Source organism: Pseudomonas sp. PDM13 (assembly GCF_025685765.1).
Lineage (GTDB): Bacteria > Pseudomonadota > Gammaproteobacteria > Pseudomonadales > Pseudomonadaceae > Metapseudomonas > Metapseudomonas solani.
The window spans coordinates 82,583-100,208 of record NZ_JAOTQU010000018.1; the positions used below are offsets into that span (position 1 = coordinate 82,583).

At 61.3% G+C, this 17,626-nt stretch carries 14 protein-coding genes; 5 read left to right on the forward strand and 9 right to left on the reverse strand.

Features of this window, described 5'->3' with window-relative positions:
- The first annotated feature begins 19 nt into the window (after positions 1 to 19).
- Both OEJ36_RS18930 and OEJ36_RS18935 read left to right on the forward strand, forming a co-directional pair.
- Entirely contained in the window at positions 20 to 577 is a 558-nt protein-coding gene (locus OEJ36_RS18930; protein WP_263402831.1) for a helix-turn-helix domain-containing protein, read from the forward strand.
- Between the two features lie 165 nt (positions 578 to 742).
- Positions 743 to 2,095 (forward strand): glutamine synthetase family protein, encoded by a 1,353-nt coding sequence (locus OEJ36_RS18935; RefSeq protein WP_263402832.1) that lies wholly within the window; start codon positions 743 to 745, stop codon positions 2,093 to 2,095.
- Between the two features lie 170 nt (positions 2,096 to 2,265).
- On the opposite strand, the gene OEJ36_RS18940 is transcribed toward OEJ36_RS18935, so the two are convergent.
- Positions 2,266 to 3,165 carry a LysR family transcriptional regulator gene (locus tag OEJ36_RS18940; RefSeq protein ID WP_263402833.1) on the reverse strand — a complete coding sequence of 300 codons (900 nt, stop codon included), beginning with the start codon at positions 3,163 to 3,165 and terminating at the stop codon, positions 2,266 to 2,268.
- A gap of 113 nt (positions 3,166 to 3,278) precedes the next feature.
- On the opposite strand from OEJ36_RS18940, the gene OEJ36_RS18945 reads away from it, so the two are divergent.
- Both OEJ36_RS18945 and speB read left to right on the forward strand, forming a co-directional pair.
- On the forward strand, positions 3,279 to 4,361 hold the full coding sequence (locus OEJ36_RS18945) for a polyamine ABC transporter substrate-binding protein (protein ID WP_263402834.1): 1,083 nt from the start codon (positions 3,279 to 3,281) through the stop codon (positions 4,359 to 4,361).
- A 43-nt stretch (positions 4,362 to 4,404) separates the two neighbouring features.
- Positions 4,405 to 5,367 (forward strand): agmatinase, encoded by a 963-nt coding sequence (gene speB / locus OEJ36_RS18950; RefSeq protein WP_263402835.1) that lies wholly within the window; start codon positions 4,405 to 4,407, stop codon positions 5,365 to 5,367.
- Between the two features lie 244 nt (positions 5,368 to 5,611).
- Here speB and OEJ36_RS18955 read toward each other — a convergent pair whose 3' ends face one another.
- From OEJ36_RS18955 to OEJ36_RS18965, 3 genes are all read right to left on the reverse strand, one after another.
- Positions 5,612 to 7,171: an acyl CoA:acetate/3-ketoacid CoA transferase gene (locus tag OEJ36_RS18955; RefSeq protein ID WP_263402836.1), complete on the reverse strand. Its 1,560-nt coding sequence runs from the start codon at positions 7,169 to 7,171 to the stop codon at positions 5,612 to 5,614.
- Between the two features lie 35 nt (positions 7,172 to 7,206).
- On the reverse strand, positions 7,207 to 8,592 hold the full coding sequence (locus OEJ36_RS18960; protein ID WP_263402837.1) for a GntP family permease: 1,386 nt from the start codon (positions 8,590 to 8,592) through the stop codon (positions 7,207 to 7,209).
- A 334-nt stretch (positions 8,593 to 8,926) separates the two neighbouring features.
- On the reverse strand, positions 8,927 to 10,390 hold the full coding sequence (locus OEJ36_RS18965; RefSeq protein WP_263402838.1) for a sigma-54 interaction domain-containing protein: 1,464 nt from the start codon (positions 10,388 to 10,390) through the stop codon (positions 8,927 to 8,929).
- 129 nt (positions 10,391 to 10,519) lie between these two features.
- Here OEJ36_RS18965 and OEJ36_RS18970 point away from each other — a divergent pair, with 129 nt between their 5' ends.
- The gene (locus tag OEJ36_RS18970; protein WP_009615518.1) at positions 10,520 to 10,678 is read left to right on the forward strand and encodes a YqaE/Pmp3 family membrane protein; all 159 of its coding nucleotides are present in this window, start codon (positions 10,520 to 10,522) and stop codon (positions 10,676 to 10,678) included.
- A gap of 201 nt (positions 10,679 to 10,879) precedes the next feature.
- On the opposite strand, the gene OEJ36_RS18975 is transcribed toward OEJ36_RS18970, so the two are convergent.
- The 5 genes from OEJ36_RS18975 to OEJ36_RS18995 all read right to left on the reverse strand — a co-directional run bounded on the left by OEJ36_RS18975 (position 10,880) and on the right by OEJ36_RS18995 (position 17,455).
- The gene (locus OEJ36_RS18975) at positions 10,880 to 11,350 is read right to left on the reverse strand and encodes a Bro-N domain-containing protein (protein WP_263402839.1); all 471 of its coding nucleotides are present in this window, start codon (positions 11,348 to 11,350) and stop codon (positions 10,880 to 10,882) included.
- Between the two features lie 615 nt (positions 11,351 to 11,965).
- Complete coding sequence (locus OEJ36_RS18980) at positions 11,966 to 12,637, reverse strand: DUF2290 domain-containing protein (RefSeq protein ID WP_263402840.1); 672 nt, start codon at positions 12,635 to 12,637, stop codon at positions 11,966 to 11,968.
- A 4-nt stretch (positions 12,638 to 12,641) separates the two neighbouring features.
- Positions 12,642 to 14,771, reverse strand: a complete 2,130-nt coding sequence (locus tag OEJ36_RS18985; RefSeq protein WP_263402841.1) for a DEAD/DEAH box helicase — start codon at positions 14,769 to 14,771, stop codon at positions 12,642 to 12,644.
- 221 nt (positions 14,772 to 14,992) lie between these two features.
- Positions 14,993 to 15,733: a PaeR7I family type II restriction endonuclease gene (locus OEJ36_RS18990; RefSeq protein ID WP_263402842.1), complete on the reverse strand. Its 741-nt coding sequence runs from the start codon at positions 15,731 to 15,733 to the stop codon at positions 14,993 to 14,995.
- A complete protein-coding gene (locus OEJ36_RS18995; protein WP_263402843.1) occupies positions 15,734 to 17,455 on the reverse strand; it encodes an Eco57I restriction-modification methylase domain-containing protein in 1,722 nt (573 codons plus the stop codon).
- Positions 17,456 to 17,626 lie beyond the last annotated feature (171 nt).

Here is a 17,626-nt window from a genome sequence, read left to right on the forward strand (position 1 = left end):
GTACCGAAGGAGATCCGATATGGACATGCAAGACGAGATCGAAGGCCTCGCGATCCTCATCCGCGACCTGCGCAAGCACAAGAACCTGACCCTGGGCGAACTGGCCGCGCGCATCGACCGCTCGGTGGGCTTCCTCTCCCAGGTGGAGCGCGGCCTGTCGCGCCCGACGGTGGCCGACCTCACGGCCATCAGCGAGGCGCTGGGCGTGCCCACCACCTACTTCTACAGCCTCAGCAAGCCCCGCGAGGTGCGCTGGGTGACCCGCCCCGGCGAGCGCCGCACGCTCTACTACGCCGGCGGCATCACCGACGTGCTGGCCTCGCCGAACATGTCGGCCGGCTTCTCCATGCTCGAAAGCCACCTGGAACCCGGCGCCACCAGCGGCGAAGGCCACCTGGACGACAGCTCCGAGCAGGGCGGCTTCGTGCTTGAGGGCGAGCTGTGCATCTGGCTCGACGACGCCGAGGAACCGGTGGTGCTGCAGCCCAACGACAGCTTCCAGCTGCCGGCCCACGCGCAGTTTCGCTACGCCAACCTTTCCGATAGGCCAACTCGAGTCCTATGGGTATTCACCTAGAGCCGGCTTATGGCCGGCTGCGCGTCGGCGATGCGGCGTTGAAAGCGATCTCAGAATGCTCATTTACCGCTCGTAGACTCCGCTTCCTCGATCGCTTTCGCCTTGCCTCGCTCTAGCTCGCTCAGCCCTAAACCGACTCTTATCTTTCCTTGCAGGACCACAGCGATGACAACAACAAACCCGCATCCCGACCTGCTCGCCGAAGTGCGTGCCTTCCGTGCCCAGTACCCGGAAATCCGCTACGTGGACCTGATCTGCCTGGACATTCCCGGGCATTTCTATGGCAAGCGCTACCCGGTGGAGATGCTGGAGAAGGTCGCTGGCGGCAGCCCGTTGAAGCTGCCGCAGAACTGCGTACTGCTGGGCACCCAGGGCGGGCTGTACCCCATCGGTGACTACTGCTTCGCCGACGGCGACCCGGATGCGCCGCGGCGCCTGGTGCCGGGCACCCTCAAGCCGGTGTGCTGGGAGCGCCAGCCCCTGGGGCAGATGCTGATCACCTCCGACGGCACCTCGGCGCCCATCGAGTTCGAGCCGCGCGAGGTGCTGGCCCGTGTGCTGCAGCGCCTGGCGCGCCGTGGCATCCGCCCGGTGGTGGCCTTCGAGCTGGAGTTCTACCTGTTCGATCGCAAGCTCAAGGACGGCCTGCCGCAGTTCCCCCGCGACGCCCTGTGCGACGACGAGGACGACCAGCCCAACATGCACATCGAGCGCCTGTCGCGCTTCTCCACCGTGCTCCACGAGATGGTCGAGGCGGCCAACCAGCAGGGCGTGGCGGCCAACGTCATCACCGCCGAACTGGGCCCGGGGCAGTTCGAGATCAACTTCGGCCACTGCGACGACGGCCTGCAGGCCGCCGACTGGGCCGCCCTGTTCTGCCGCAGCACCCGGGGCGTGGCGCTGAAACACGGCCACCGCGCCAGCTTCATGAGCAAGCCCTACCTGGACGCCCCGGGCAGTGGCATGCACGTGCACGTCAGCCTCTACGACGAGGCCGGTGCCAACCTGCTCGACGCCGATGGTCAGCGCCCCCTGCGCCATGCCGTGGCCGGCTGCCTGGAGCTGCTGCCCGACTGCATGCCGATCTTCGCCGCCAACCACAACGCCTTCCGCCGCTACGGCGCCATGGTCAACGCGGCCAGCCGCGCCAGCTGGGGCTTCGAGGACCGCGACGCGTGCATCCGCATCCCCGAATCCGACGGCCGCAACCTGCGCATCGAGCACCGCCTGGCCGGCGCCGACGCCAACCCCTACCTGGTGCTGGCGGCGATCCTCACCGGCATGGAACACGGCCTCGACGCCGCCCGTGAACCCATCGCCCCGCTCAACGAGGACCGCTCCAGCGGCATCGACTTCCCCACCGACATGCCCGCCGCCGTCACCGCCATGCGCCAGAGCGCCGCCGTCAACGAAGGCCTCGGCAGCGAGTTCGTGATGGTCTATTGCGAGAACAAGCGCCAGGAATACCTCGACTTCATCAACGAAGTCAGCGCGCGGGAATATCGCTGGTATATGTAGCGGCGGGGCCGCTGTGGCAAGTGGCAAGCTCCAAGCGGCAAGTCAGTGGCATCGAGGCTCGGGTGATGATCGGGCGTAGGGTGGATGGCGCTTTTTCCATCCACCAGCGGCGCTACCTGTGACACCGAGTCGGGGCAGCGCTGCGCACTGCTTGGCGAATGAATTCGCCCCTACAGGGCGGCGAAGGCGGCCAGGATATCTTCGACGAATGCTTGCTGCGCTTCGCTGGGTTCGCGGCCGCGGTGGTGGGTGAGGCGGAATTCGACGTTGAAGCCCAGCCGCTCCGGGAGCAGGGCGCGCAGTTGGCCGCGGGTCTCCCAGGGTGCGGCGATGTGGCGGGGCAGGTAGCCGATGTGGGCGCCGGAGAGGATCAGCGCCAGGGTGCCTTCCACCTGTTCGGTGACCGCGCTGCTGGCGGCGGACTGGAAGGGTTCGGCTTCGCCGATGAAGCGGTAGGGGTGCAGCACGCGGTCGCAGCGGCGCAGGTCGTCTTCGCTGATGCGCTTGTGTTCGAACAGCGGGTGCCCGGCGCCGCAGAAGAGAATCTGCTCCTCGATGAACAGCGGCTGGTGTTCCAGCGCCTGCTGGTTGCCGGAGAAGTAGCCGATGGCCAGGTGCAGCTGGTCCTGCAGCAGGCGCCGCTCCAGCTCGGCGGGCATGGCGCTGAGCAGCTCGATGCGCACCGCCTGGTTGCGCGCGCGGAAGCGGCGGATGGCGTCGGCCAGGCGCAGCATCACCGTGTCGTCGAGGGATTCGGAGAGGCCGATGCGCAGCTCGCCCAGGAGCATGTCGGCCATGCCCCGCGCCTCGCCCTTGAAGGTTTCGATGGCGCCGAACAGCCGGCGCGTCGCCGCCAGCACCTGTTCGCCCTTGGGCGTGAGGCGGAAGCCGGCCTTGCCCCGTTCGCACAGGCGAAAGCCCAGGCGTGTTTCCAGCTTGGCCATCTGTGTGCTGATAGTGGACTGGCCGATGCCCAGCTCGCCCTGGGCGGCGCTGAAGCCGCCGTTCTCCACCACGGCGATGAACAGCCGCAGCAGTTGCAGATCGAGGTCCTGGAGCTGGGCGAGCATGGCGATCTCCATACATTGATGGCGGTAGATGCCAAAGTAGAACACTTCATATTTATCCGAAGCAAAGCCCGGCGCAGGATCGTTCCATCCACCGACCCCCGGGAGCTTTCGCCATGCGCCTTTCCCTGTTGTTCGCCCTGCTCGCCACCTGCGTCCTGCCCGCCCACGCAGAGGACCGGGAGCTGAACCTCTACAGCTGGTCCGCCTACATCCCGCCCCAGGCGCTGGAGCGCTTCAAGGCCGAGACCGGCATCAAGGTGAAGTACGACATCTTCGACAGCGCCGAGGCCCTGGACGCCAAGCTGCTCACCGGCGGCAGCGGCTATGACGTGGTGTTCCCGGCCAGCAGTGGGCTGGCACGGGCGATCAAGGCCAAAGCCGTGCAGCCGGTGGAGCGCGAGCAACTGCACAACTACGCCAACCTCGACCCGGAGCTGCTGGCCAAGCTGGCCAGCGTGGACCCGGACAACCGCTTCGGCGTGCCCTATACCTGGGGCACCATCGGCCTGGGGATCAACCGCGATGCGGTGCAGAAGCGCATCCCCGACGCGCCGCTGAACAGCCTCGATCTGCTGTTCAAGCCCGAGTACGCCAGCCGCCTGAAGGACTGCGGCATCGCCGTGATCGACTCGCCCCAGGAGGTGATCAGCGTCGCCCTGCACTACCTCGGCAAGGACCCCTACAGCACCGCCAAGGCCGACCTCGCGGCGGCCCATGAGCTGCTCACCCGGGTGCAGCCGAACCTGCGCTACGTCGGCGCCGGCAAGCACATCAACGACCTGGCCAAGGGCGAGATCTGCCTGGCGCTGACCTACAACGGCGACGCCGCCATCGCCGCCGAGCAGGCCCGCGAGGCGAAGATGCCCTTCGAGGTGATCTACCGCATCCCCCGCGAGGGCACGCTGATCTGGTTCGACACCATGGTCATCCCCGCCGACGCGCCGCACCCGCAGGCGGCCCGCGCCTTCATCGACTGGATGCTGCGCCCCGAGGCCATCGCCGAGCTGACCAACAGCCAGTTCTTCGCCAACGCCAACAAGGCCGCCACGCCACTGCTGGACCCGGCGGTGGCGAACGACCCGGACATCTACCCGGACAAGGCCGTGCGCGACCGCCTGTTCGGCGAGCAGGAACTGACGCTCAAGGACCAGCGCGAGCGCACCCGCATCTGGACCCGCTTCCGCACTCAGTACTGAACCCGCGCAGACGGGAAACACCCCACCGATGGAGCCCGATGAAATGGAACACGCTTTCGAGAACGACCAGGCCATCACCCGTGACAGCCTGCTTGGCACGGCCGCCGAAGCCACCTACGCCGGCATCACCAGCTTCATGCGCCGGCGCTACAGCCGCGACCTGCGTGGCGTCGACCTGGTGGTGAGCGGGGTGCCCTTCGACACCGCCACCACCAACCGCCCCGGCAGCCGCTTCGGTCCGCGCGCCATCCGCGCCGCCTCGGTGCAGATGGCCTGGGCGCGGCACTTCCCCTGGGAGTTCGACCCCTTCGACCACCTGGCGGTGATCGACTACGGCGACTGCGCCTTCGACCACGGCACGCCGCAGCACACGCCGGAGGTGATCCAGGCCCACGCGGCGCACATCCTCGACGCCGGCGCGGCGATGCTCACCCTGGGCGGCGACCACTTCATCAGCTACCCGCTGCTCAAGGCCCATGCGGCCAAGCACGGGCCGCTGTCGCTGATCCACTTCGACGCCCACAGCGACACCTGGCCGGATGAAGAAGGCCAGCGCATCGACCACGGCACCATGTTCTACCACGCGGCCCGAGAGGGCCTGGTGGACCCGGCGCGCTCGGTGCAGATCGGCCTGCGCACCACCAATGACGACGTGATGGGCTTCCAGGTGCTGGACGCCCGCGAGGTGCACCGCCATACCCCGGAGCAGATCGCCGAGCGCATCCGCGCGCGGGTGGGCGACCACCCGGTGTACCTGACCTTCGACATCGACTGCCTCGACCCGGCCTTCGCCCCGGGCACCGGCACGCCGGTGTGCGGCGGGCTTTCCAGCCACCAGGCGCTGGAGATCCTCCGCGGCCTGCGCGGCATCAACCTGGTGGGCATGGATGTGGTGGAAGTGGCGCCGCCTTACGACAACGCCGAAGTCACCGCCCTGGCCGGCGCGACCCTGGCAATGGAGATGGTCTGCCTGTACGCGGCGCGGCATAAGTTGGGGGAGCGGTAGGAGCTTATGCCGAGCCTGTAGCCCGGGCTTCAGCCCGGGAGCGGTCATGCCTGGATGAAGGGCTTCGCGAGCAGAGCTCGCTCCTACGGGACGTACTGGTGCGTGGGCATGACCCTGTGGGAGCGAATTCATTCGCGAATCGATGCCCGGAACATCGCGGCTGAAGCCGCTCCCACGGGGCACCTTTGCGCCAATGCGAAAAAAGACGCGGGCCCAGGGCGGGCCCGCGTTTCACGCACAACCTTCAGGCCTCGCCGATCATCCCGCGCAGGCCGATGCGCGCCTCGCCGAACAGGCGCACGTCCATCAGCTTCAGGGCGCGGACGATGGGGCGGAAATCCATGCGCTCGATGATGTCGCGCTCGACGTCGATGCCCGGGGCGATCTCGATCAGCTCCAGGCCTTCGGTGGTCAGGCGGAACACGCAGCGCTCGGTGACGTAGAGCACCGGCTTGGCGGCTTCGGCAGCGAGGCGGCCGGCGAAGGTGCGGTGCTCCACCTCGCGGACGAACTTGTGCACGACGCCGTCCTTGAGGATGCGCAGGGCGCCGTTCTCGATGCGGATGTCCTGGGGGCCGGCGGTGAAGGTGCCGACGAAGACCACTGCCTTGGCGTTCTGGCTGATGTTGATGAAGCCGCCGGCACCGGCCAGACGCGCGCCGAACTTCGACACGTTGAGGTTGCCCGCCGCGTCCGCCTGGGCCAGGCCGAGGAAGGCGATGTCGAGGCCGCCGCCGTCGTAGAAGTCGAACTGGTAGGGCTGGTCGATCAGTGCGCTGTGGTTGCTCGCCGCGCCGAAGTCCAGCCCCGAGGCGGGCACGCCGCCGATCACCCCGGGTTCGGCGGTGAGGGTCAGCAGGTCGATCACCCCTTCTTCCGCCGCCACCGCGGCCACGCCTTCGGGCATGCCAATGCCGAGGTTGACCACCGCGCCGGGTTTGAGCTCCAGCGCGGCACGACGGGCGATCAGCTTGCGCAGGTCCAGCGGCATGGGCGCCAGGCTGCCTTCGGGCACCCGCACCTCGGCGGCGAAGGCCGGGTTGTAGGCGGTGGCGAAGGTCTGCTGGTGGTTCTCCGGCTCGGCGACCACCACGCAGTCGACGAGGATGCCGGGGATCTTCACCTGGCGCGGGTTCAGCGAGCCACGGGCAACCACCCGCTCGACCTGGGTGATCACCAGGCCGCCGGAATTGCGCGCGGCCATGGCGATGGCCAGGCTCTCGATGGTCAGCGCCTCGCGCTCCATGCTCAGGTTGCCGTCCTCGTCGGCGCTGGTGGCGCGGACGATGCCGACGTGGATGGGGAAGGCCTTGTAGAAGAGGTAGTCCTCGCCGTCGATGGCCATGCGCCGCACCAGTTCGTCGGTGGTGCGTGCGTTGAGCCTGCCGCCGCCGTGCTCGGGGTCGACGAAGGTGCCCAGGCCCACCCGCGACAGCTGCCCGGGCTTGCCGGCGGCGATGTCGCGGAACAGCTGGGAGATCACCCCTTGGGGCAGGTTGTAGGCCTCGATGCGGTTCTCCACCGCCAGCTTCTGCAGCCCGGGCACCAGGCCCCAGTGGCCGCCGATCACCCGGCGCACCAGGCCTTCGTGGGCCAGGTGGTTGAGCCCACGGCCCTTGCCGTCGCCCTGGCCGGCGGCGTAGACCAGGGTCAGGTCACGCGGCGCCTGCTCGACCTGGAAACGCTGCTCCAGGGCGATGGCGATCTCCTCGGCGAAGCCGATGCCGACGAAGCCGCCGGTGGCCAGGTTGGCGTTGTCCGGGATACGCGCCACGGCGTCGGCGGCGCTCATCACTTTGCTCATGTCATACCTCGAGCGATGCAAAACAGGCTGTGCATTCAGAAACTGCCGAACAGGCTGCCCAGGGTGATCACCACCACCAGGGCCAGCAGCGGGAAGATCACGGTGTTCATGAAGATGAATCGGTAGGAGTCGCGGTGGGTCAGCTTGCAGATGGCCAGCAGCGAGATCACCGCGCCGTTGTGGGGCAGGGTGTCCATGCAGCCGGAGGCCATGGCGGCGACCCGGTGCAGCAGCTCGGGGCTGATGCCGGCGGCGTTGGCCATCTCCAGGTACTGCGCGCCCAGGGTCTTGAGGGCGATGGACATGCCGCCCGAGGCCGAGCCGGTGATGCCGGCGAGGATGTTCACCGCCACCGCCTCGGACACCAGCGGGTTGCCCGGCACGCTCAGCACCAGGTCGCGGATCACCACGAAACCGGCGAGGGAGGCGATCACGGTGCCGTAGCCCACCTCGGAGGCGGTGTTGAGGATCGGCAGCATGGAGCCGAAGGTGCCGTCGTTGAGGCTCTGCTTGAGGTCGGCCCAGCGTTGCCAGTGCAGGCCGATGAGCAGCAGCACGGCGGCGCCCAGGGCGACGATGATCGACCAGATGCCGACCACCGACTTGGCGTCCTGCAGGCCGCCGAACTCGGGCTTGGCCAGGTAGCTGGTGTCGATGTTCGGCAGCACCTGCTTGGCCATCAGGAAGTTGAGCACGATCACCAGCAGGATCGGCAGCAGCGCCAGCCAGAAGCCGATGGCGGGCACACCCTGATCCTGGGCCGGGTCGTCCTCGTAATTGCCGTAGCCTTCGCCGGCCGCCACCAGCTTGCGTGCCTGGGTGGAGAGCCACCAGCTGCCGAGGCCGAGCATGATCAGGCCGCCGATCAGGCCGAGGATGGGCGCGGCGAAGGCGTCGGTGCCGAAGAACGGGCTGGGGATGGCGTTCTGGATCGCCGGGGTGCCCGGCAGGGCGGTCATGGTGAAGGTGAAGGCGCCCAGGGCGATGGCCCCCGGCAGCAGGCGCTTGGGGATGCCGGCCTGACGGAACAGCGCGGTGCCGATGGGGTACACGGCGAAGGCCACCACGAACAGCGAGACACCGCCATAGGTGAGCAGGCCGCAGGCCAGCACGATGGCCAGCACGGCACGCTCGCGGCCCAGGCGGGTGACGATGCCGTGGGCGATGGCGCGGGCGGAGCCGGAGTCGTCCATCAGCTTGCCGAAGATGGCGCCGAGCAGGAACAGCGGGAAGAACTGGATCAGGTAGCCACCCAGGGACTTCATGAACACCTGGGTGTAGGTGGGCAGCATCAGCGCCGCGTCACCAGCGAAGAGCACGGCCAGCAGGGCCATGAGCGGCGCGAGGATCAGCACGTTGATACCGCGATAGGCGAGGTACATCAGCAGTGCGAGGGAAATCAGGATACCTAGGGTTCCCATGGGGCATTCCTTCTTGTTGTTGTTTTCAGCCGCTCGTGACGGCCGGAGGTGGGCCTGTTGCGGCCCTTGGGAAGCTGTAGAGCGAAAGGCGTGCCAGCCTGTGGGCGGTTGTTGCGAGAGGCTCTGGAGCGGGAGCTTCAGGGGAAACCAAGGATCAGCTGCTGATCGAACGGGCGTCCAGATAAATGGACATTGCTCAAATTTCTGGACGGTTTGGTTTTGCGTGTGTCCATAAATCTGGACATGTAGGGGTGAATTCATTCGCCAAGGGATGCGCAGCGTCCCCAAGGCTCCCAGGCGAGCGCCTGGCCCCTGCGGGCGAATGAATTCGCCCCTACAACCCGTGGGCCTGGAGCTTGTTGTAGAGGCTGGCGCGGGCGATGCCGAGGCGTTCGGCGGTCTGGGTGCGGTTGCCGTCGCAGGCGGCGAGGGCACTGAGGATGGCCTGGCGCTCGGCCTCGGCGAGGCTGTCGGCGAGTGGGCGCACGGCCGCTTGCAGAGGCTCGGCAGCACGCAACGGCGCGGGGCTGGATGCGGCGGGCAGCGGGTCCACCAGCAACTCGCGCAATTCCGTCGCGCTCAGCGGGCGGCTGCCGTCCCCCAGCAGTTGCGCACGCTCCAGCAGGTTGCGCAATTCGCGCACGTTGCCGGGCCAGGCCTGTGCGTAGAGCAGGTCGAGGGCGTCCTGGCGCAGCTCCTGGGGCGGTTGGCCGGAGCGGGTGGCGATGTCGTCGAGCAGGTGTTCGATGAGTGTCGGCAGGTCTTCGCGACGCTCGCGCAGGGGTGGCACGCGCAGGGCCAGCACGTTGAGGCGGTAGTAGAGGTCCTCGCGGAATTCGCCGGCGGCGACCTTGGCTTCGAGGTCGACATGGGTGGCGGCGATCACCCGCACGTTCAGCGGCTTCACCTGGTTGGAACCGAGGGGTTCCACCTCCTGCTCCTGCAGCACGCGCAGCATCTTCGCCTGCAGCGGCAGGGGCAGGTCGCCGATCTCGTCGAGGAACAGGGTGCCGCCGTTGGCCAGTTCGAACTTGCCGGCCCGGGCGCGGCGCTCGGCTCCGGTGAAGGCGCCGGGGGCGGTGCCGAACAGTTCGGCCTCCACCAGGGATTCCGGAATGGCCGCGACGTTGACCGCCACGAAGGGACCGTTGGCCCGCAGCGACAGGTTGTGAATGCCCTGGGCGAGCAGCTCCTTGCCGGTGCCGGTCTCACCGCGCAGCAGCACCGTGGCATCCAGTTGCGCGGCGCGCCGGGCCTGGCGCTTGACCTCGCCGGCCGCCGGGCTGGCACCGATGAAGCCGGCGATGGTGTAGCGCGCGCGGCGGGCCCGGTCCAGCTCGTGCTGGGTGGCGGCGAGCTGGGTCTGCAACTGGTTGTACTTGGCCATGACCGGCTTGAGGTGGCGCGCGCGGTCGAATAGCACGAAGCCGAGCGCGCCGACCAGGGTGCCGTCTTCATCGCTCAGGGGAATGCGCGTGACCACGAAGTGCTCGTCGCCGAAGGCCATCAGGTCGAGCATGCTCGGCAGGCCGTTCTCCACCACCTCGCGCAGCTTGCTCGCCGGGAGCACGTCTTCGACCTCCTTGCCCAGCACGCTGCGCGGGTCGGCGATGCCGATCTTCTGCGCGTACTTGTCGTTGATCCAGACGATCCGCGCCTGGCGGTTCACCGCGATGGTGCCCTCGCACTGGGCGTTGAGGTGATCGAACAACAGCGGCATCGCCACTGCGCGGAAGCGCTCGGGCGAGACGCCGATGATCAGGCCGTGTTCATCGAGGTCGTCGCGGGAAATGGCCATGGGCGGTGAGGTCCGGAGGGGCGGGTGCGACGGATTATGGGCGGGGCGCGGAAACATCGGCAAGGAACCCTTTGCGCTCGCCCGCAGTCGATCAGGAGGTAGACGAATTTCCCTACAAGGAGCTTTTGCATGGACCTGATCCGCATCCTCATCGCCATCATCCTGCCGCCGCTGGGCGTGTTCCTGCAGGTGGGTTTCGGTGGCGCCTTCTGGCTGAACATCCTTCTCACCCTGCTGGGCTACATCCCCGGCATCGTGCATGCGGTGTACATCATCGCTAAACGCTAGCAGGCTGCTGAAAAACTAGCTGCGTGGCCGCTGCTGCGTTAAAAGCGCCCTCGTGCGCGAGTCCGATCAAAATGCTCATTTACATGCGTAAACTGCGCTTTTTCGGCCGCTTTCGCCTTGCATCGGCTGCCTCGCCTACGTTTTTCAACTTCGTGACGGGCGTTAAAAGGAACGGGGACGCCATGCGTCCCCGAATCCGTTCTATTGCAGCGTGGCCCGTTCGCCGCCGTCGAACAGCTCCGCCACATCCTTCACCCGCACCCATTGGCGGCCCTGCCATTCCATGACGCTGAACTCCCTGCCCTGCCAGGTCACCCGGCGCTGGCGGGGCAGGTGCGGCGTGGCCTGGGAACGCAGGGCAGGGATCACCTCGCCGGTGATCCACTGGCGCAGGCCACGGTGCTCGGGGTGATAGAAGTTGACCTTGAGCAGCTCGCAGACGGCGCTTTCGCTGATCAGCAGCAGGGTTTCCACCGCGCCCTGGTGGTTCTCCACGCGCTCGCTGCGCCACTGGTCCGGATCAAGCTTGCGGGTGAGCCGGTCGTCGATATGGCGGTTGGTGAGCGGGCCGAGGTCGCTGGCCACTATCCAGGCCTGGTCGTCGATAAGCAGCGCGCGAAACGCGCGGTGATGGCGGTGGAAGACGCTGGGAACGAAATAGTCGTGGGACATGATGAGACTCCTTCCTTGCAGGGGAGCCGCCACCTGATCCAGGGCGCATAAGGGTGGCGGACCGTACGAGGTGTGGAATACCGGCTCGCAGAACGCCCGGTGGGCTCTCGCCCCCCTCGCACGGTCCGCCATAGACTGCCAGGGTTGTTGAAAGGTGAGCCCTTTCTCTAACCCTGCTATGGCGCTGGTGGTGCTTCTGCTAGTTCGGGATTCCACTCCCGGCCATGCCGAGGCATGACGGTGGGAGACGCTACAGAGCGCCCTTGTAGGCCGGCAATGACGAGGGTGGGTAGGAAACTTCGGAGAGAGGCGAGGCGGTGAGAAGGCCTGCCTCGCAAGAATGAAAAGCTGTGCAATGCGTGGCTTTTCACGGGGTGGTGGCCCCAGAAAAAATGAACCATAGAGCAAAGGATTATGAGTTGCCTAGAAACGTTGCGAGCCTAGTGGAGTCGGGCGTAGCTGACGGCAGGTACAGTTAGCGGAAAGTAGCGCCGTAGAGCGGGTTGAGCGTCGTTGAGCGAAGTCTGTGAAAGCTGAACACTGTACCGCTAGTGTACCGATTCTTGTGCTGCTGAAAACTGGGGGTGTTAATGACGGCTGGGGCATTTCAATATTCTATATAGGGATATTCCAGTTTAATGAGCCGTAAATCTTGTCATCCTCGTCAAGTCTGTCTTGTGCGCTCCAGTTTTCAACATCATCTCTAATGAACTCTGGAGAGGACCATACATCTGGATAAGCTGTTCTTACAATAAATCTTATGAATCTGCGGGGCTCCATAGGTCTCTGAACTGGGAGACGAAAATTTTCCATTCCAAGGTGGACGTGAGTTGAGGAGTGGTTGTCAGCAGCTTGATGTGGAGCGTAGTCGAATCTGAGAGGTGCACGGCAGTGTATGTTTTCATTAGGTGCGGTTCTAATGAGTTCTTCAAGTGAAGCGTATTCCAGTTCTTCTGGCTCAAAAGATACAGGGCATGGAAACCATACTAGCCTGCTTTGAACTATGCTGCCGCTTTTTATATCGTATGATATTTGTATTAGTGAGCCATCAAAAAGTTGAAAGTTGAAGTGTCTTCCGGATAGATATATTAGATACTCCTTTATGTTGGAGTCGGGGATGTCAGTCAAGTCGGGGCGTGTGGTCGCTGTGCTCCAAGTTACTCGAACCTTGCCCTGGGCTACCCGCTCAGCAATGCAGTCATTGTAGTCATATAGAAGGCCTGCCCTCTGTAGTATGGACTTAACGTTGTTGATTGCTGTGATTATTGTCGGCTGAGATGCTCGCATAAGGTTATTGCAGTCCGCGTTTTAAGATGTCTGCTAGCCCGTCGGGTAGTTCGTCCAGATTTATTTCGCCATTTAGAATTCTTTGCAAAAGCTTTTCAGTTGACGCAATTTCATTTCGTACTGCTCGCTTCTCTTTTGCAGTTCTTTCTTTGTATGCGCTTTTGATTTCTTTTATTTTGGATAGTGTGGGGTACGTAAATACAAGATCGTACTTATCTGTAGCTATCGCATTAATTTCTTCTGAGAGTTGTTGCATCTCTCTGCCGACGCCGCAGATTCTTACCCATGCTTTTGCGCGCGTTATAGCTGTGAATAGCATGTTTCTTTTTTTGCTGGTCTCAAATGGGCTGTGGCAGTACTCGGCGCTTGCTATATATACAAGCGGTGCTTCATTTCCCTTGGCTCTATAGATTCCGCTAATGGCTACAGAGTCATCAATGAAAACTACGTCACGACTTCCGGTGACTCCAATGATGTGGGATTTGATGTTTCTTCGTATTAGCGCTTCAGATATCTCTGCTCCGATTTTAGGAGCGTGTATTGCGTCTGGGATAACAATCAATATATCGTTCGCGTCAAGTTCTTGTGTGGTCATCACGCGTTGGATATCGTTTGCAATCCACTCAGATTGGAGTTGGCGCTCTGCGAATGTATGCCACGTCACTGACTCATTGGGGTCTAGGGTCTGTGCGAAGAAACCAGCGCTTCGATCATTTGATCTTCTGAGTCGGACGGACTGCCCAAGCTCAAGATTTCCATTTACATCGAAGTAGCCAATTTCCTTCCATAAGTCAGGTTCGCTAAACATCTGAGCAAAATCAGAGTTTGGCCTTTTTATTCCAAGGCCTAGCCCTAGAGCCAGGGAGAGTATCCAGGGTGGGTTCCTGTAGCAAATGGGAAGTAGGATGTCCTGTTGCGGCTGGCCTTCGTTGTTGCTTATTTCAACAACCGGCACTCCTTCCGAGCTGACTCCAAAAAGTTGATCCAAGGTAGGCATGGATGCGTCATTTAAATTTTGAAGCTCATCATATGCCCAGACAATATGTTTTGGTTGTTTGGTGGCGGCATATATAAGTTGAAAGAAGGACGAGGGGAAATCTTGTGCCTCGTCAATAAGCACGTAGTCGTAGATAGGTTTAAATTGTGATTTTTTCACATGTGCGACTAGCTCTTGGCAGACGCCTTGGAACGCGGTTGAATAACCAAATCGATACCTGGCTGTTCCAAATGTGAGAGGTGTTGCGCCTGACGCAGCAGAAATGCTTGAGTACACGCCTGGCTCAGTTGAGCTTCCCCATGCGTGCAGGACTTTCAATTTGCTCCAGTCTGGCTCGTCAAATACTTGATCGAAATAAAATCTTCTTATTAAGTTTTTAAATTGTTGGTAGAGTGAGCGGCTGTTAAATGTGACAACTATATCTGCATGGGGGTCGTTTGCATGTAGATATGCGGCTTTGAGAGCGAGAATAATGGTTTTTCCGCTCCCCGCTAATCCTCGTATGCGCTGGGGGCCTTCGGGTGATTCGATCGCAGCATTTTTTTGCCACTTGTCCAGGTTGGCGATTTGGGCTTCAAGGCTTTTAATTAACGCGCCCATTGAGTCGTCTTTGCGTACGTTTAGGCGTTTTTTCTTGGGCTTTAAAGCAGCTGTTTTTTGTATTGCAGCGTTGACGCAGGTAAATTGGTGATCAGATAGCGACTCGGAGATCTTGATCTTATCTAGGACATTTCCAGGGTGTGCAATTTCCTCCGCCTCTACGTCAGGTATAGGACTGGGGAGGAATGTAATCACATGGATTTTAAATGCCAGTGTTACTCCGTCGTCTCCTACAAGCTCCTCGTATGCTACGAGTCTGGAGTTTAATTGGCGTCTTAACTCGCGTTGACGTTGCTTTACCGCTGCAACTAACTCGCTAGGTGGTAGGTCAATGAACTCATGGGATGAAAGATCGAATATAATTACGCCATGTTCTTTGGTCGTGAGAAGTGCGTCAGTTACTGAGGAATTTCCATCAGATGCGAATACTGGATAGCCGACATATAACGTTCCTGACCATGCATTAGACTTGAGCGTTTCTACCAGTGCTTCAACAGCTCTTGGGTCGCTCTTTTTTCCAAATACGATATCAAGCATATTTAATGGCTCTGGTTGATTTCTATTTCTGTAACACCATTAGCAGGGGCTTGCATATTGGTGGGGTTTCAAGTCTAGGCTGCCGGGTGGGCAATCTCATCGTAATGTTCGCAAATCTGAGCTGATCTGGTGCTCTCGATAACAATATACTCAAAGTAATAACTTGAACTACATGGTGCTGCTGGGCTTTTAGATTCCATTGGCCTGTGTGATTACTGCTCTCAGCTGAGTCTGGCTGCCTCTGCTGCGATGTGACCTGCTAATGACGTGACGAACGTCTTCAGGCTGGTCATTGAGGACAGTTCTGAAAACTCTCCAGTTTCGACTGCATTTCTCTCGGCAGTGATAACAGCAGCGGTGGTGTAAAGCTGCTCTTGCACTAGGCGCTGACACAGCAGGTCATACCTTTGCAGGTATGACGCGCCCTTGAACTCCTTGAAAACCGGGAAGTGGGGTGAGGCATCGCGAATAGGGCTACGTGAGCTGGGCGCATCCTCGACCATCATAAGCCAGCCAACGAAGGGCCGAGGTTGTTTGCCAAACGCCTCCTCACGATACGCAGTCCAGAGGTCGTGAGCGGTTCCAATGGCTTCTTCTGTACGATTGTTGAAGTTATTCCCAAAGGACGGGCCCACCTGACTTTTCAGCTCAATTGCTGCAATGAGCTGGCCCTTATAGAGCACGAGGAGATCCCAAAGCTTTGTGGGGCGAAAGTAACCTGGAAGGGTCAGCATCGCCCTTTTCTGATGTATCTCGGCATGAGATAGGCCGTTGGCTTTGATGATGTCCAGCACCAGGGCTAGGAATCCATCCATATTCTTCCCGGCTGTTACGCCTGCCCGCTCGCCCTGATCGGCTCGGCCTGACTCGATCTGTTTCTGTTTTGCTGCTTCCCGGTTACCCCAGAAAGCTTTCACTGCTTCATGTGCTTTTTGTTCGTAATCGACTAGATCTAGGGCCATTTAATCTCCATTGCCTCCGATGGCAGAGCGCTCTTCCTTGCTTAAGCCGTACAGATCAAAAACTGCCCGGTTGCATGCAGGGATGTCTCGCTTAACTGCTGCTTCAGCCAGGTCCCTACGTAGATTTTGGGGTACGTCTTGCCAGCGCGGAAGTCGAATGCGGCGTAAGTACTGCGCTTGGAAGCGAAGAAAGCCTCCCCGCATTTTGGTTGAGTAGGTCGCCACAAACAGACGGGTGACGGCGGATAGCAGAACCGCCTGCAATGCACGAAGATCCCACTCATCTGAGGTGATGAAGTAGAGATTGTGATGTGGATAGAGCTCGCCTTTCTCGAAGACGATGTGTGCCTCACCTTTGATATCTGGAATTAGAAGCTTTGGTTTGGCTGCTAGTGCAGGGGTAATGCGGTCAATTGTCCGGTACCAGCCTGCTGGGCTTTTTTGGGCACAGTGCCTTCTCGCAATGATCTCTCGCCGCGCTTCCAGATAACGTCGCAGCAGAGGGTATGCGTCAAGGTTGACTAGCCCACCTGAGGCAGCAAAGGGGTTGATGACGCCTTGCCCGCGCCATTGCACTTCACCGGACATGATGTCTTTTGTTGTCACCAGGGGGAGCTTACGGTCGTGCTCAACATCCAGCGACTCAAAGTCGCCAATGAAGGCTTTGTCTGCCCCTGTAGCTACACCAATACCGACCTTGCATGCTGTCTCTTCTAATAGAGGAAAGCAGGACTCAAGGCGACGAATTACGGCCATCTGGTCGGAAGACTCAAGCAGCCAAGGTTCTGCCCCATTCGTGACGCAAGCAAGTTCTCGCACTGCACTAGAGTCTCTGGGAAGGGTGGGTACTTGCAGCTGAGCAGCCAGAGCTACCAGGGCTGTCCGTTCGATGGGCGGACGATGTGCGATCCGTGTGGGCGCTGGCTTTTCCCGGCTGATGATCGTAATTGCGGGGTAGGCAATTACATCCGAGTGAAATGCCGGAGTGTCCACCATGTCGACGTAGATTTTGAGATGGAATCTACTGGCAACTAGATTACGGAGCGGACCACCGTAGCGGTTCTTCATCCAGCGATCTGCACAGATGAAGCCTAGGTGGCCACGTTCAGATAATGCTGACAGCGAACGCTCAATGAACGGAATGTAGACGTCTGCTCTGTCGTACATTGTCTGGTAGCGATTGCGATACTCCGCCAGCAATGGAGCTGGTATTAGCTCTTGGCGAACGTACGGTGGGTTGCCCACTACAAAGTCAAATTGCCCTTCCATAGGCAGCAGCAAGAAATCTCCCTGCTTCAGCCACTGGGCAGTCAAGCTCGACGCTGTAGTCGCCTCGATCCCTTCTTGTTTGAGCAAAGAAATTACTGCATTGGCTGTGGAGCGGAATGTTTCACGATGCAGCTCTACTGCTCGAATTGCACTGCTCAACGCAACGACGGCTGGTTGTGGAGCTTCAGCCTCTCGCCAGGCTTTCAAGAGTCGTTTGATGATCGGCAGTAGGAAGTCTCCTCCACCAAAGGACGGCTCCAGAAGCCTCAATTCATGAAGTGGGCGATCTGCCGTGTACCCGGCCAGATCGAGAATAAAATCAACTACCTCGGAACGAGTGAAGATTGCTCCGCGAGCTTCAATTCCTCCTTCTTGCGCAAGCAGCTCTGCTGCCGCATGTGCTGGGCAGAATTCGTCTGCGAAGAGAGGCATGGCTCTACCGAGCATGGCCATAGTTGACCTCGTTGAATCGTGAGGGAGTCTAGGGATATGGGCTGCTCGAAGTTGAGTGCCACCTGCTCAAACGGTGCGCACAGCCTTTTGATCTGCTTGGATCAAGCGCCATGCCCACCGTGAAGCCGCATTCTGCCATGCGAGTTAGGGGGGGTGCACGGTGCTTACGTG